Below are 13,974 nucleotides of genomic sequence, written 5' to 3'. Positions count from 1 at the left end.
AAGACCTAGATGATGAAGTTGACGACCTTCTGCGCCACCCAGTCGGCAATGCCGAGGTACGCACCGGCCACGATGACGAAGCCGATGACGACCCCGGTGGCCTGTCCGACCTGACGGCGGTCGGGCCACTGGACGCGCTGGAGCTCTGCCCAGGACGCCTTGAGGAACTGGATGAAGCGAGGTCCGCCGGACTTGCCGGGCCTCTCGACCTCTGACGTGCGCCGTCCGCCCGTGCGGGCGAGGGCGCGATCCTCTTCGTCGACGTCACCGTCGTCGTCGAGGTCGCCGACCTGCTCGGTGGCGAGTCGTTCGAGCTCGGCGTCGGTCGTCTCGGAGTCCACGGCGCCTTCGGCACCGGCGATCAGATCGGCTTCGAACCCCTCGACCTCGCCGGAGGCATGGTCGAGGTCGCCCGGGATGTTCTCCCGGTGCGGCTCGTTGCCACCGTGCGTGTGTCGATCAGAGGCCATGCGGAACCGCCAGGAGACCTAGCGGGTCTCCCGGTGGCTGGTATGGCAACGGCACCACCTGCAGAACTTCCGCAGCGTGATGCGATCAGGCGTGTTGCGCTTGCTCTTGTTGGTCTGGTAGTTGCGCCGCTTGCAATCCTCGCAGGCGAGGGTCACAGCGATGCGAACGTCTCCGCGGGCCATGCGGTGCTCCTTGAAAAGATGATCGAACCCGCTCCGACCCGGGGCAAAACTAAGACTCGCCCCGGAGCGAGTCGAACTGGGAGTCTAGCGCGGTTGGACCGCCGACGCGGGGCGGTCGTTCGGCCCTTGCACTAAGCCCGTGCCGAGGCGGCAGGATCGAGGCGCGTCATCTGGACCGACGCCTCCAGCTCTGCCCCGGCATCGCCACGGTAGACGCCCTTGATCGGCGGGACGTCAGCGTAGCGACGGCCGTGCCCGATCTTCACGTGCGTCTCCCCCGCGAGCCGCCGGTTGGTCGGGTCGGCGCCGACCCAGATCGGCTCGCCGCGGCCGCCGGTCCCGGGCAGGAGCGCCTCCAGCCAGGCGTGGGTCTGGACCTCGACCGAGTCGGTCCCGCCGTCCTCGGGCGCGCTGAACAGGTAGCCGGAGACGTAGCGCGCGGCGATCCCGTTGCGGCGCAGGAGCACGAGCGCGAGGTGGACGAAGTCCTGGCAGACGCCGGCGCCCGCGCGCAGCAGGTCGTCGATCGTCGAGCCGACGTAGGTCACGCCGGGGCGGTAGGCGAAGCGATCCGGGATCAGCTCGTCGAGCCAGCGCACGGTGGCCAGCGGCGTGCGCGCGCGGGCGATCGCCAGCAGGTCGGCGAGCGCGTCGTCGGTCGGCTCGTCGTCGCCGGCCAGCAGGAACTCGCCCGCCGCCTCGGCGTAGGTATCGCCCTCGAGGTGCTCCCACGGCGCCTCGGGCGGCTCCGGCGGGTCGTTGGTGACGACCCGCGCGCGGACGTCGATCGTGAGGTGGTCGTGCGGGCGGGCGACGCCGAACTCGACGACCTCGGTCCCGAAGTAGTCGGCGTGGCGCGTGGTCCGGGCCTCGGGGTCGAGGCGGACGTGGAACTCATCGCAGCGCTGGTTGGACGTCGTCGCGGGCCGGACGCGCAGCGCGTTGAGGTTGTCGGTGACCGGCGCGGCGTACCGGTAGGACGTGAGGTAGCGGATGTCGTAGTTCATGGGGTTCTAGGCGACGACCGTTCCCAATGCGGCGCCCGCACCTGCGAAGTAGCGCTCGGCGATGTCCGCGTCGACGAGCGCCAGCTCGGACTGGACGAGGCTGCTGGCCTCGGCGAGGTTGCCGTCCTCGGCCGCCGCGCGGCCGCGGAACTCGAGGTCGGCGGCCAGGCGCGACAGGCGCAGGACCGGCTCGGAGGAGCGCGGCGCCGCGTCGGCGTCCAGCAGCGCGCCGTGGACCGCGTCGACCGACGCCGCCACGCTGTCCGGGTAGGCGCGCTCGTAGAGCAGGAAGCGCGCGACCGGTCCCGCGTTGGCCGGCGCGGGCACCGCGCGGCGGAAGGCCTGGAAGCCGCCGACGGCCTGCAGCAGCGCCAGCGCCTGGCCGTCGCGCACGCCGGTCGCCTCGTCGTTGGGGATCGGCATCGCGACGCGCAGCATCCGCAGGACCATGTCGGCGGACTCGATCCGGCCGCCCGCGACCAGGAACGAGCGCGCCTCGTCGCGCAGCATCGTCCGCGAGGTCAGGCCCCAGAACAGCGAGCTGCGCTCCTTCACGTACTGGAACACGCTGTAGGGGCCCATCTGCATCCGGCCCTCGAGGTCGCCGGCGGAGAGCGCCAGGTGCGTGGTGTTGACCGCCTCCCACATCTCGGCCGAGATCACGTCGCGCATCGTGCGCGCGCCCTCGCGGGCCCGTGAGACGCACGAGATCACCGACGCCGGCTCGTCGCGCGCGAGCGTCAGGCGCGTGAGCACCTCGTCGCGCCGGACCGGCCGGCCGTCGGCCTGCGCGCCCATGATCGCCAGGATCGAGCCCCAGCCCAGCCGCACGCCCGCGGGATCGTCGGGCCGCCCCTGCAGCGACGCCTGGAAGACGCCGTCGAGCATCCGCGCGGTGTGCTCGGCGCGCGCGATGTTGCGGCCGAGCCAGAACAGCTCCTGGGCGATCCGGCTCAACATTGCGAAGCCTCGCCCTGCGGGCTCGTTTCGCAGCGGGTGTCGGCCCTGGGGGCCGAACCCGCGGTGGCGGGTGAAGCAAGGCTTTGTTGTTGCTGTTGCTGCTGGCTCTGCCAGCCCTCGGCGCCGTAGCGCAGGCCCGGCATGCCCGCCGGGATCACCTCGTGGAGGTGCTGGTCGCCGGTCGCCGGGCGGCGGCCGTCGTCCTCCTCCAGCACCCACGTGTCCTTCGAGCCGCCGCCCTGGGAGGAGTTGACGATCATCGACCCCTCCTTCAGCGCGACGCGCGTCAGGCCGCCGGGCACGATCCGGATCTGCTCGCCGAAGACCGCGAACGGGCGCAGGTCGACGTGGCGCGGTGCGAGCGTCCCGTCGGGCAGCGCGGTCGGGACCGTCGAGAGGCTCACGACCTCCTGGGCGATCCACTTGTCCGGCTGGGCGCGGATCACGTCGGCCAGGCCGTCGAGCTCGTCGCGCGGCGTCGACGGCCCGATGAACACGCCCTTGCCGCCGGACTCGCCGGTCGGCTTGAACACCAACTCGGTCCGGCGCGCCAGCGCGGCCTCGCGCTGGGCCTCGTCGCTCATGATGTAGGTCTCGACGTTGGAGAGGATCGGCTCCTCGCCGAGGTAGAACCTGATCATCTCCGGCACGTAGTGGTAGATCGCCTTGTCGTCGGCGACGCCGGTGCCGAGCGCGTTGGCGATCGCCACGGTCCCGGCGCGGTAGGCGCGCACCAGCCCGGGCACGCCGAGCAGCGAGTCCGGGCGGAACTCGAGCGGGTCGACGAAGTCGTCGTCCAGCCGCCGGTAGACCGCGTGGACCCGCCGCAGCCCGGCGGTCGTGCGCATGTACAGCACGTCGTCGCGCACGACGAGGTCGGACGCCTCGACCAGCTCGACGCCCATCTGGCGCGCCAGGAACGCGTGCTCGAAGTACGCGGAGTTCATCGGGCCCGGCGTCCAGACGACGACCGTCGCCTCGTCCTCGGCGCTCGGCGCGACGCTGCGCAACCCCGCGAGCAGCAGCTGCGGGTAGTGGTCGACCGGGCGCACGCGGTGGTGCTGGAAGAGCTGCGGGACCAGCCGCGTCATCGCGACGCGGTTCTCCAACACGTAGGAGATCCCCGACGGCGTGCGGACGTTGTCCTCCAGCACCTTCCAGGTGCCGTCGCCGTCGCGGACCAGGTCGCAGCCTGCGACGTGGCAGTACACCCCGCCCGGCGGCCGCACCCCGTGTGCGGCCCGGGCGAAGTGACTGCGCGACACGATCAGCCGCCACGGGACGATCCCGGCCCGGACGATGTCGCGCTCGTGGTAGACGTCGTCGATGAAGCGGTTGAGCGCCCGGATCCGTTGTTGTAGGCCTCGCTCGATGTGGTCCCACTCGGCGGCGGGCAGGATCCGCGGGACGAGGTCGAGCGGGAACGGGCGGTCCTTGACCGGGCCGTCCTCGCCGGTCGCGTCGAAGGTGATCCCCTGCTGGACGAAGATCGCGTCGCGGCGGTGCCCGGCGGCGGCCAGCAGCTCCGGCCCGAGCCGCGCGATCTCGGAGGCCAGGCCGACCGCATGGCCGCGCGGGATCCCGCCGGGGCCGAAGACCTCGTCGTAGTGGCCGCGCGGTGGCCGGTAGCCCGCGGCGTCGTCGCTGGTGACCTCGGTGGACAGGATCGAGATCCTGGCCGCGCGCGCCACCGGATCCCATGTACGGCGGTCGGAACTCGATGTACGCGCGGTCCGGGTGGTCGGCGTCGTTCGTAGGTTGCTTGGCGCAACCAACCCGCGGTACAATGACGCGTGCATGCTCGGTCGCACCTATGAATCGCAGACCTGCTCCGTGGCTCGCACGCTCGAGCTCGTCGGGGAGCGCTGGACCCTGCTGATCATCCGCGACGCGTTCCTCGGCGTCCGCCGCTTCGGCGACTTCGCCGAGCGCCTCGGCGTCGCGCGCAACGTCCTGCAGGACCGGCTGGAGCGGCTCGTCGAGGCCGGGATCCTCGAGAAGGTCCCCTACCAGGAGCGCCCGCTGCGCCACGAGTACCGGCTGACCGACATGGGCCGCGACCTGTGGCCGTCGATCGTCGCGCTGCTGCAGTTCGGCGACAAGCACCTCGCCAACGAGGCCGGCGCGCCGATGCTGCTGCTGCACCGCGGCTGCGGCGGCGAGCTGGACGACCGGCGGCTGTGCGCGAAGTGCGGCAAGCCGGTGGAGCTGCGCGACGTCGAGGCCGTGCGCGGCCCGGGCGGCGCGCGCCTTCCCGCGGCTCCCGTCGCCGCCTAAGCTGGGGCGGCGATGACCGCCGCCGCGCTTGTGCTGGAACATGATCAGGACGCGCCCGCCGGGCTGCTCGGCGCGTGGGCGCGCTCGCGCGACGTCGCGCTGGAGGTCGTGCCGGCCGGCGGCGCGCTGCCCGATCCGGACGGGCGGCCGTTCGTGGTGTCCCTGGGCGCGGAGGCGTCGGCGTTCGACGACACCGTCCCGTGGCTGGCGGCCGAGCGCGCGCTGCTCGACCGCGCGGTGCAGGTCGGCGTCCCGGTCCTCGGGATCTGCTTCGGCGGCCAGCACCTCGCGCGCGTCCTGGGCGGTTCCGTCGAGCGCGCGCCGCGCGGCGAGGTCGGGTGGCTCGACGTCGAGTCGCTGGCGCCGGACGTCGTCCCGCCCGGCCCGTGGCTGCAGTGGCACCGCGACCGCTTCACGGTCCCACCGGGCGCCGAGCTGCTCGCGCGCTCGCCGGTCGGGCCGCAGGCGTTCCGCCAGGGCCCGCACCTCGGCGTGCAGTTCCACCCCGAGGTGACGCCGGCGATCGCGCTGGACTGGGGCCGTACCTACCCGGAGTCGGTCGGCGAAGGGTTGACCACCCTTGACGAGGTGCAGCGCGGCGGCGTCGCGCACGCCGCGGGCGCGGCCGAGCGGGCGTTCCTGCTCTTCGACGCGTTCCTGGCCTCTGCCCGCTCGCAGTCCCGCATGTCCGCGCAACCGCTCGGGTAGCTCGAACGGGGAGATGTCATCCCCACCAACAACTCGTCAACGGCCGACCGGGGAGCTGGTCAAGGACCTCTCCGCGCAGGTCTCGACCCTGGTCCGCCAGGAACTGGAGCTCGCGAAGGTCGAGCTGACCGAGAAGGGCAAGCAGGCCGGCATCGGCGCCGGCATGTTCGGTGGCGCCGGGTTGTTCGCGCTGTACGGCGTCGGCGCGCTCGTCACCTGCGCGATCATCGCGCTGGCGACCGCGGTCGCCCCGTGGCTGGCGGCGCTGATCGTCGCCGTCGTCCTGTTCGCCGTCGCCGGCGTGCTGGCGCTGGTCGGGAAGTCGCGCACCAAGCGCGCGGTCCCGCCCGTGCCCGAGCAGACCGTCGAGACGATCAAGGAGGACGTGCGCTACACGAAGGAGCACGTCGCCGAGGCACGCCACCACGACCACGACGGAGCCGCCGGATGAGCGAGCAGCGCACGCCCGAGGAGATCCGGGCCGACATCGAGCACACCCGCGAGGAGCTGGGCGAGACCGCCGCCGCGCTGGCCGAGAAGGCCGACGTCAAGGCGCGCGCCCACGACAAGGTCGAGGAGACCAAGGCGTCGGTGCACGCCAGGGTCGACGAGGTCAGGGCGAAGGTGACCGGCACCGCGACGGACGCCAAGGACAAGGTCGCCGACGCGGCGAGCAGCGCGAAGGACGGTGCCGCCGAGGCGACGCCGTCGTCGGTCGCGTCCGGCGCGCAGTCGGCGGCGCACAGCGCGGCGGAGACCGCGAAGGCGAGGCCGATCCCGACGACCGCGATCGCCGCGTTCGTCGCAGGCCTGGTCGTCGGCAGGATCGTCTGGTCGCGCCGCTAGGCCTAGCCGTCGTCGATCACACCCTGCAGCGGGCCGAGCAGCCGGCGCGACCGCTTGGAGACGCCCGGGAGGGCGACCAGGCGGTGTGTCGGCGGCTCGCCGTCTTCCCTGCGCTGCAGCTGCTCCATCGCGATCGGGCGCCAGAGCTCGTCGACCAGCTCGTGCGGCGCGCGGCCCTGCAGTTCTTGTAGCGGTTGCTCGAGGTGCTCGGCCCAGAGGCGCTCCCGCGTCGCCTGGGCCAGCGCGGCGTCGTCGGTCACGACGTTCATCTCGGTGTCGTTGAACAGCGAGTGCGCGTTGAGGTTGGCCGAGCCGACGGTCAGCCAGCGGTCGTCGACGATCCCGACCTTGGCGTGGACGTAGAGCTGGTCGGCGCGCGTGCCGGTGCGCGAGCGCAGCGTGGTCGCGAGGAAGTGCGGGTTCCTGTGCCCGTCGGCGTCGGCCAGCACACCGAGCTGGCCGCGGGTGTCGTCCTGGCCGTTGTTGGCCTTCGACGGCAGCAGGACGACGATCCGGAAGTCGTCGCTCGGCGGGTCCTCCAGCTTGGCCCGCAGGACGTCGACGACCTCGGGCGACCAGAGGAACTGGTTCTCCAGGTAGATGTAGGACTCGGCCGAGCGCAGCGCGCGCAGGTAGGACTCGAGGATCCGGAAGTCGCCGTGCGGGACCGCGTCGTACATGTCCTCGGCGACGGTCCGGACGACCTGCACCGTGCTCGTCCCGGCCGGCGGGCGCGGCAGCGGCGGCTGGAGCTCCTCGCCGGCCACCTCGCGCCAGCGCATCGTGAAGTGGCGCGCGACGTCCTGGACCGCCGGGCCCTCCATGCGCGTCGCGACGTCGTGCCAGCCGAGCTTGCGGCGCGCGTGGTGCTCGGAGGTGTCGTAGCGGTCGCCCGCGTCGTCGGTGAGGTCGATGCCACCGACGAACGCGACCTCGTCGTCGATGATGATGGTCTTCTCGTGGTGGCAGTGGACCGGGTGCTCGCGCGGGTCCTGGTGCGCCTGGATGTTGGTGTCCTTGGTCAGCTGGTGAACCGCGGCGCCGACCTCCTTGCGCGTCGGGTGGAAGAGCGGGACCGGCGAGCCGGCCCAGACCAGGACGCGGACGTCGATGCGCTCGGCCAGCTCGGCGAGCAGCGGGCCGATCGCGGTCGGCTGCTCGCCGCGGATCAGCTCGAAGTGCGGCGCGAGGTGCCAGCCGGTGAGGTGGACGTGCGAGCGCGCGGCGCGCAGCGCCTCCGCGATCCGGGGCAGCGCGGTGGCGCCGTCGACCAACACCTCCAACTTCGTGCCGGGCCGCGGCGGCGGATCGCCGGACGCCCAGAGGTCCGCGCGCGGCGCAGGCTCCAGCGCCTCCGGATGGCCGAGCCTCCGGAGTCGTCTGCGGTGGTGGTGGCGGACGACGGCTTCCAGCGCGTCGCCCATGGCGGCATCAACCCGACCCATTGGGACGGGTGTGCCCAGCCGCGGCGGTTGCTAGAAGTGCAGCACCTTCTCGCAGCGCTTCAGCGTGAACGCGTGGTTCATCCGGACGCGCGCGGTGTCGATGCTGGGGCCGCAGTCGATCGTGCCGTGGCCGTAGTAGGCCCAGACGTGGTCGTCGCCCGCGCCGGCATCGACGGTGGTCGTGCCGTGGCTCGGGGGCGCGCCGGGAGCGCACATCGGGATCCGCCTGAGGCGGTCCGGGGTGCGGGTAGCCGCCCTCCTTGGGGCATCGGCCGCGGCGCGCGCGATCTACAGCAGCGCCGTCAGGAGGAGCACGAGCCCGACGACCGCCGCGGCGCCGATGACCAGCGCGTTGAGCACGAGCAGGCGGTGGCGGCGCGCGGCGGCCGCGGCCTCCCGCGGGTCGGCGACGTGCGCGGCGAGCGCGGCCGAGATGTAGGTGTTGAGCGGGACGCCCTCGCGCTCGGCCGCGTCGGCCAGGTCGGTGTGGAGCGTCCTGGGCAGGCGCAGGAGCAGGCGGCCGGAACGCTCGTCGGCGGCGGTCGTGGCGCGGGGCGTGACCGGCGCGTCGGCGGCGCCGCTGCTCTCCTCCGGCGCGACCGCCGCGCGCAGCCGCTCCAGCGCGGCCTTCAGCAGCCGCGACACGTGCGCCTGGGAGAGGCCGAGCTCGCGCGCGATCTCCGACTGGCTGCGGTCGTCGCGGTAGCGCAGCTCGAGCAGGCGGCGCTCGCGCTCGTCGAGGACGTCCCAGCCGGCTTCGAGCAGGACGCGCGCCTCGGCGGCCTCGGTCCCGGGCGCGCCGCTGGGCAGGCGCGCGGCCTCGTCGTCGCTGAGCGCGACGGCACCCGCGCCGGCGTCCAGCGCGCGCTCGGCGTGCGCGGGGTCGACGCCGGCCGCGTCGGCCAGCTCGGCGGTCGTCGGCGCGCGGTGCAGGCGGGCGGTGAGGTCGGTCCGCAGGGCGCGCAGGCGGGCGCCGAGCTCGCGGTCGCCGCGCGCGACGTGGGGTCCGGAACCGCCGTCGCGGAGGTGGTGGCGGATCTCGCCCTCGATCGCCGGGCGGGCCAGCGCGGCGAGGTCGCGGCCGCGGTCGGGGTCCCACGTGTCGACCGCCTTGATGAGGCCGACGGTGCCCGCCTGGACGAGGTCGTCGAGGGGCTCGCCGCGGCCCGCGTAGCGGCGGGCGATCGACCGGACGAGCGGGAGGTGCGCCTCGATGGCGCCGGTCCGGGCGTCGGTGTCGGGCCCCTTCATGCGACGACGGTACCGGCGGCTCACAGGGCCCGGCACGACGTTCGGTCAGGCCGCAATGCGGTGTTTCGCGCATGCATGTGCGATACCGCCGCGCATCGCCATGCGCATGGATCGGATCGGACATCCGGTGGCAGGTCGCTCGCGATGGAGACGGACCTCGTCACGCTCGCCCGCCGCGCCCTGCTGATCGCGCTGGCGCTCCTTGCCGCGATGGTTCCCGCGGTGCGGGCCGACGACACGCAGACGCCGACCGTCGTCATCCCGGCCGACCAGGTCCACGACGTCACCGCCGGCGGCACGCCGCCCGCGGCGGCCGCGACGAACGTCAACGTGACCGTCGTCATCAACTCGCCGGGAGCGGTCGTCAACAACATCCAGGTCGCCGCGGCGAGCGCCGCCCCGACGCCGCCGACCCCTCCGCAGGTCGCGCCTCCGACGCCGCCCACGCCGCCGCAGCCGACCGTGCCGACGCCGCCGGCCGCGCCGCAGGTCGCCGCTCCGGCGCCGCCGGCCAGGCCCCAGGTCGCGGCTCCGATCCCGCCCACCCCGGCGGCGACCGACAGCGCGGCCGCGCCGTCGTCCGGCGCCCAGAACGGCCCCGCCGCCGCGCCCGATCAGAGCGCGCCGGTTGCCGCAGCGTCGACCCCGGCGCCGGCTCCTCAGCCAGCCGCCGCGCCGCCGTCGAGCGCGCGCGGCGGGGCCGCCCACCACCGGGCGACGACGCACCGCACGCGGCACGCACGCAACGCCGCGCAGCCGGTCGTCGTCGCCGCGGTCACCGCCGCGGCCGCGCCGCTCGCCCCGACCGCCGCGCCTGCGGCGACGCTCGCCGCGACACCCGCGCCGCGCCACCACCACGCCACGCCCGCCGCGCCGGCCAAGCGCGACCGGGCGGTCGTCGGCGTGGCCCAGCCTTCCACCCCGTCCCTCCCGGCCGACGTGCCGCCCGCCGCCTCAGCGGCCGCGGGCCTCGGCGGTCCGGGCGGCGGCGGGACCGCCCTTGCCCTGGCGCTCGTCGCCGCGCTCCTGCTCACCGGTTCGGCGGGACCGCCCGAGCGGGTCGCGCTGCTGCGGCGCCGTCTCCCCCTTCGCGCAGGAGGGCGCCTCGAACGCCCCGGCTAGCTCCTTCGTCGTGCGCCAGAAGCAACACGTACAACAACCACGAACGAAGGAACGAACACGATGCGCAAGACCATGATGGTGTGGTCGGCGTGCGCGGCAGCCGTGCTGCCCGCGTGCGCGGCCGGCACCGCGATGGCCGACGGCGTGCCCGTGCAGGGCGCCGGTCAGCAGGCCACGAACACGCAGTCCGCCAACTCGGCGGCGACCGCCAACCAGAGCAACCCCTCCAACAACGCGATCTCCGTGGCCATCCTGAGCCCGGGCGCGTCGAGCGGGCCCGTCTCTCAGAGCAACAACAACGGCGCGCAGTCCAGCGCCGGCAACCAGAACGCGACGACGCAGAACGCCGCGCAGAGCGTGGCGGGCGCCGCGCTCCAGCAGGCCGCGCAGGCGGCGGCCAACGCGCAGGCGGCGAACTCGGCCGCGAGGGCGGACCAGAGCAACGCCTCCAACAACGCGGTCCACGTCGCGATCCTGAGCCCGGGCGCCTCGAGCGGCCCGGTCTCGCAGAGCAACAACAACGGCGCGGGGTCGAGCGCCGGCAACAGCAACGCCACCACGCAGAACGCGTCCCAGGGCGCGGGCGGCGGTGGCGGCGGCGGTTCGGTGCAGGCGGCGGGCCAGGACGCGACCAGCGCCCAGCAGGCCAACTCGGCCGCGAGCGCGCACCAGAGCAACCCCACCAACAACGCGATCTCCGTTGCGATCCTGTCGCCCGGCGCCTCCACCGGCCCCGTGTCGCAGAGCAACAACAACGGCGCGGAGTCCAGCGCCGGCAACGAGAACGCGACGACGCAGAACGCGTCGCAGGGCGCCGGTGGCGCACCTGAGGCCATCCAGGCCGCGCCGGAGTCCCGCACCGAGTGCGGGTCCTGCGGTGGCGGTGGCGGGTACCCGAGCACGCCGACCGTGCAGGGCATCGGCCAGGAGTCGAGCAGCGCGCAGCAGGCCAACTCGGCTGCCGCGGCTGACCAGACCAACCCCACCAACAACGCGATCTCCGTTGCGATCCTGTCGCCCGGCGCCTCGACCGGCCCCGTGTCGCAGAGCAACAACAACGGCGCGCAGTCCAGCGCCGGCAACGAGAACGCCACGACCCAGAACGCCGCGCAGTCCGCCGGCGGCTGGGGCGGTGCGGTGCAGGCGCTCGGGCAGGCCGCGTACAACGCCCAGTCGGCCAACTCGGCCGCCGAGGCGCTGCAGGCCTGCGCGGCGAACCTCGCGCTGGCGCTGCCGATCCTGAGCCCGGGCGCGAGCAGCGGCCCGGTCTCGCAGAGCAACAACAACGGCGCGGAGTCGAGCGCCGGGAACACCAACGCCACGACCCAGAACGCCTCGCAGGCCTTCTCGGGCTGGCCGTTCGTGCTCAAGATCTAGCGATGCTTCGGCGCAGGGCCGCCGGCTGCCGCCGCAGCCGGCGACCCACGCCGTCGAGTTGCGGAGCTTTGGCCGCCGAACCTGGCCGTTCGCGGCGTTGACGTGCATCGCGAACGCGGCGTACCGTCACTCCGTGCGGTTCGCTGGGTGTTCTGCATTGCTCTGCATTCTGGTCGTCATGCTGTCCTCGACGGCCATCGCCCAGACGCCTTCGCCGGACCCCGCGCCGGCGTTGCGCCCGGACGCGGCACCGGCGCGGACGCCGACGGCGCGCCAGCCCACCGCGGTCGTCGTGCCGAAGCCGGCCGCGACGAGGAGCACCGCCGCCGCCGTGCCTGCGCCCGCCGCGACGACCACCGCCGCGCCGACCCACCACGCCGCCGCTCGCCGTCGCGCGGCCCCTCACCACGTGCCGGCGCATCGCTCCGTGCCGCGCCGCGTCGCGGTCTCGCTCTCCACGCCGATGGCCTCGCTGCGGCGGAGCGTCGCGGCGCTGACCGCGCCGACGCTCAGCGCGCGACCTGCGGACGACCCCGCGCTCCTGGAGGCGATCGCGGGCGCCGCGCTGCTCGCGCTCGCCGCGGCCGGCGCGCTCGTCACCCGGAGGGCAGCATGAGCAGGTCGCTCCTCCTCGCCGCCGCGCTGCTCGCCACGGCGGCCACGCCCGCCGCGGCGTCGGTCCCGACGTTCGACTACACGCTCTCCGGCCCGGCCGGGACCGGCGGCTGGTTCACCGGCCCGGTCACGCTCACGTGGACGATCACCGGCGCGACCGACCTCGACGCCTGCGTCCCGATCGAGACGCTGCGCGACGACACGACCGGCATCCAGCGCAGCTGCTCCGCGCACAACGCCGACGGCAACGCCAGCGCGACGACCAAGTCCATCAGGATCGACCAGACCCCACCGGCGGGCCTCACCGCCGCACCCGCGCGCCCGCCCGACGCGCCGCCGTTCTACACCGCGCCGGTCGCGCTGACGTGGTCGGGGACCGACACGACCTCCGGGATCGCGTCCTGCACCAACACCACCTACAACGGCCCCGACACGACGACCGCCGCCCCCACCGGCACCTGCACCGACAGGGCCGGCAACGTCTCGGCGCCGCTGGCGTTCGGCTTCGCCTACGACGCCACCGCGCCGCCGCTGACCGCCCTCACCGCGACGCCGGCCGCCAACACCACCATGTCGGTCACCTGGGCGACCTCCCCCGACGCCCGCACCGCCGCCGTCACCCGCGACCCCGGGGGCGTGACGCTCCCGAACACGACGCCCGCCGGCAACCTCACGGACGGCCCGCTCGCGCCGAGCACGACCTACACCTACACGGTCACCCTCCGCGACGCCGCCGGCAACGCGACGACCGCGACCACCTCAGCGACCACGCCGCCGGCGGTCGCCGCCGAGAGCACGCCGAGGCCGAAGCCCAAGGCCAGGACCACCAAGCTCCCCACCCTGCGCTGGAGGGCCCGGCGCGGCGCCAAGTACTACAACGTGCAGCTCTTCCGCGCCGGCCACAAGGTCCTCTCCTCCTGGCCCACGAAGAACCACTACACCCTGCACCGCAGCTGGCGCTACCGCGGCAAGACCTACACCTTGAAGGTCGGCACCTACCGCTATTACATCTGGCCCGGCTACGGCCCCCGCGCCGCCCACCGCTACGGCAGGCTGCTCACGAAGGGCTCGGTCAGGCGCTAGCCCGCGCCGCCGATGCGCGACGGCGGCCAGTAGGTCGCGAACGCCTTGCCGATCACCCACGACGTCGGGATCGGGCCCCAGAAGCGCGAGTCGTCGGAGTTCCCGCGGTTGTCGCCCATCATGTACACGTAGCCCTTGGGCACCCTGATGGTCTTCGGGAAGTCGCAGATGTCGCTGCCGGAGATGCACGGCGCCGCGAACGACTCCCTGGTCATCCTGCCGTTGCGGATGACCCTGCCGCCCTGGATCGCGATCGTGTCGCCGCCGACCCCGACCACGCGCTTGATGAACGACTGCTTGGACTGCCTCGGCGTCGCCCTGTCGCACGGCGTCTGCTTCCCCTCGCCCGCGTTCGGGTCGCCGCACTGCGAGCCGCCGCCCTGGTCGTCGGCGCCGACCGGCGGATGGAAGACCGTGATGTCGCCGACCTTCGGCTCGTTGCCGAGGATCCGCTTGGCGAACCGGTTGACGAGCACGCGGTCGCCGACGTGCAGCGTCGGCTCCATCGAGCCGGACGGGATCTTGTAGGGCTTGACCGCGAACGCCTGGAGCAGGACGGCGAGCGCGACGGCGACGACCAACAGGAAGATGGTCTCGACGACGGTGTTGTGACGGGCGCGCTGGAGCATG

Annotated in this window: 17 protein-coding genes; 8 read left to right on the top strand and 9 right to left on the bottom strand. The window is 73.8% G+C overall.

The features are described from left to right. Positions 1-5: 5 nt before the first annotated feature. The 5 genes from secE to H030_RS30035 form a co-directional block, all read right to left on the bottom strand. On the bottom strand, positions 6-470 hold the full coding sequence (gene secE, locus H030_RS36565; protein ID WP_051221952.1) for a preprotein translocase subunit SecE: 465 nt from the start codon (positions 468-470) through the stop codon (positions 6-8). An 18-nt stretch (positions 471-488) separates the two neighbouring features. Next, positions 489-653, bottom strand: a complete 165-nt coding sequence (gene rpmG, locus H030_RS38295) for a 50S ribosomal protein L33 (protein ID WP_081690583.1) — start codon at positions 651-653, stop codon at positions 489-491. Between the two features lie 131 nt (positions 654-784). Next, complete coding sequence (locus H030_RS0107090; protein ID WP_027005599.1) at positions 785-1,660, bottom strand: transglutaminase family protein; 876 nt, start codon at positions 1,658-1,660, stop codon at positions 785-787. 6 nt (positions 1,661-1,666) lie between these two features. Continuing rightward, positions 1,667-2,617 (bottom strand): alpha-E domain-containing protein, encoded by a 951-nt coding sequence (locus H030_RS36560; RefSeq protein WP_231398381.1) that lies wholly within the window; start codon positions 2,615-2,617, stop codon positions 1,667-1,669. Beyond that, positions 2,614-4,419, bottom strand: a complete 1,806-nt coding sequence (locus tag H030_RS30035) for a circularly permuted type 2 ATP-grasp protein (RefSeq protein WP_081690582.1) — start codon at positions 4,417-4,419, stop codon at positions 2,614-2,616. Before H030_RS30035 ends, H030_RS36560 begins: the two co-directional genes overlap by 4 nt. Here H030_RS30035 and H030_RS0107075 point away from each other — a divergent pair. The 4 genes from H030_RS0107075 to H030_RS36555 are packed head-to-tail and all read left to right on the top strand — an operon-like array spanning position 4,418 to position 6,451. Further along, complete coding sequence (locus tag H030_RS0107075) at positions 4,418-4,897, top strand: winged helix-turn-helix transcriptional regulator (protein WP_027005598.1); 480 nt, start codon at positions 4,418-4,420, stop codon at positions 4,895-4,897. The genes H030_RS30035 and H030_RS0107075 overlap by 2 nt on opposite strands. Positions 4,898-4,909: 12 nt before the next feature. Beyond that, complete coding sequence (locus tag H030_RS30030) at positions 4,910-5,605, top strand: type 1 glutamine amidotransferase (RefSeq protein WP_051221949.1); 696 nt, start codon at positions 4,910-4,912, stop codon at positions 5,603-5,605. 13 nt (positions 5,606-5,618) lie between these two features. Continuing rightward, entirely contained in the window at positions 5,619-6,056 is a 438-nt protein-coding gene (locus tag H030_RS30025) for a phage holin family protein (RefSeq protein ID WP_051221947.1), read from the top strand. After that, positions 6,053-6,451 carry a DUF3618 domain-containing protein gene (locus tag H030_RS36555; RefSeq protein ID WP_051221945.1) on the top strand — a complete coding sequence of 133 codons (399 nt, stop codon included), beginning with the start codon at positions 6,053-6,055 and terminating at the stop codon, positions 6,449-6,451. The genes H030_RS30025 and H030_RS36555 overlap by 4 nt, the downstream gene beginning before the upstream one ends. A gap of 2 nt (positions 6,452-6,453) precedes the next feature. Here the strand turns inward: H030_RS36555 and H030_RS0107055 are convergent, their stop codons facing one another. The 3 genes from H030_RS0107055 to H030_RS30010 all read right to left on the bottom strand — a co-directional run bounded on the left by H030_RS0107055 (position 6,454) and on the right by H030_RS30010 (position 9,147). Continuing rightward, on the bottom strand, positions 6,454-7,875 hold the full coding sequence (locus tag H030_RS0107055; RefSeq protein WP_196809029.1) for a phospholipase D-like domain-containing protein: 1,422 nt from the start codon (positions 7,873-7,875) through the stop codon (positions 6,454-6,456). Positions 7,876-7,926: 51 nt separating this feature from the next. Then, on the bottom strand, positions 7,927-8,112 hold the full coding sequence (locus H030_RS0107050) for a hypothetical protein (RefSeq protein WP_027005596.1): 186 nt from the start codon (positions 8,110-8,112) through the stop codon (positions 7,927-7,929). Between the two features lie 72 nt (positions 8,113-8,184). Further along, the gene (locus tag H030_RS30010) at positions 8,185-9,147 is read right to left on the bottom strand and encodes a sigma-70 family RNA polymerase sigma factor (RefSeq protein WP_051221943.1); all 963 of its coding nucleotides are present in this window, start codon (positions 9,145-9,147) and stop codon (positions 8,185-8,187) included. Between the two features lie 144 nt (positions 9,148-9,291). On the opposite strand from H030_RS30010, the gene H030_RS0107040 reads away from it, so the two are divergent. From H030_RS0107040 to H030_RS0107025, 4 genes are all read left to right on the top strand, one after another. Further along, on the top strand, positions 9,292-10,269 hold the full coding sequence (locus H030_RS0107040; RefSeq protein WP_027005595.1) for a hypothetical protein: 978 nt from the start codon (positions 9,292-9,294) through the stop codon (positions 10,267-10,269). 60 nt (positions 10,270-10,329) lie between these two features. Next, positions 10,330-11,646 carry a hypothetical protein gene (locus tag H030_RS0107035; protein WP_027005594.1) on the top strand — a complete coding sequence of 439 codons (1,317 nt, stop codon included), beginning with the start codon at positions 10,330-10,332 and terminating at the stop codon, positions 11,644-11,646. 178 nt (positions 11,647-11,824) lie between these two features. After that, positions 11,825-12,262 carry a hypothetical protein gene (locus tag H030_RS0107030; RefSeq protein WP_027005593.1) on the top strand — a complete coding sequence of 146 codons (438 nt, stop codon included), beginning with the start codon at positions 11,825-11,827 and terminating at the stop codon, positions 12,260-12,262. Further along, complete coding sequence (locus H030_RS0107025; protein ID WP_027005592.1) at positions 12,259-13,344, top strand: hypothetical protein; 1,086 nt, start codon at positions 12,259-12,261, stop codon at positions 13,342-13,344. The genes H030_RS0107030 and H030_RS0107025 overlap by 4 nt, the downstream gene beginning before the upstream one ends. Here the strand turns inward: H030_RS0107025 and lepB are convergent. Next, the gene (gene lepB, locus H030_RS0107020) at positions 13,341-13,973 is read right to left on the bottom strand and encodes a signal peptidase I (RefSeq protein WP_155891887.1); all 633 of its coding nucleotides are present in this window, start codon (positions 13,971-13,973) and stop codon (positions 13,341-13,343) included. The two genes, H030_RS0107025 and lepB, sit on opposite strands and share 4 nt — an antisense overlap. Position 13,974: the final 1 nt, after the last annotated feature.

Origin of the sequence: Conexibacter woesei Iso977N (genome assembly GCF_000424625.1) — a bacterium.
GTDB lineage: Bacteria > Actinomycetota > Thermoleophilia > Solirubrobacterales > Solirubrobacteraceae > Baekduia > Baekduia woesei_A.
This window is presented reverse-complemented; position numbering and strand designations above follow the sequence as displayed.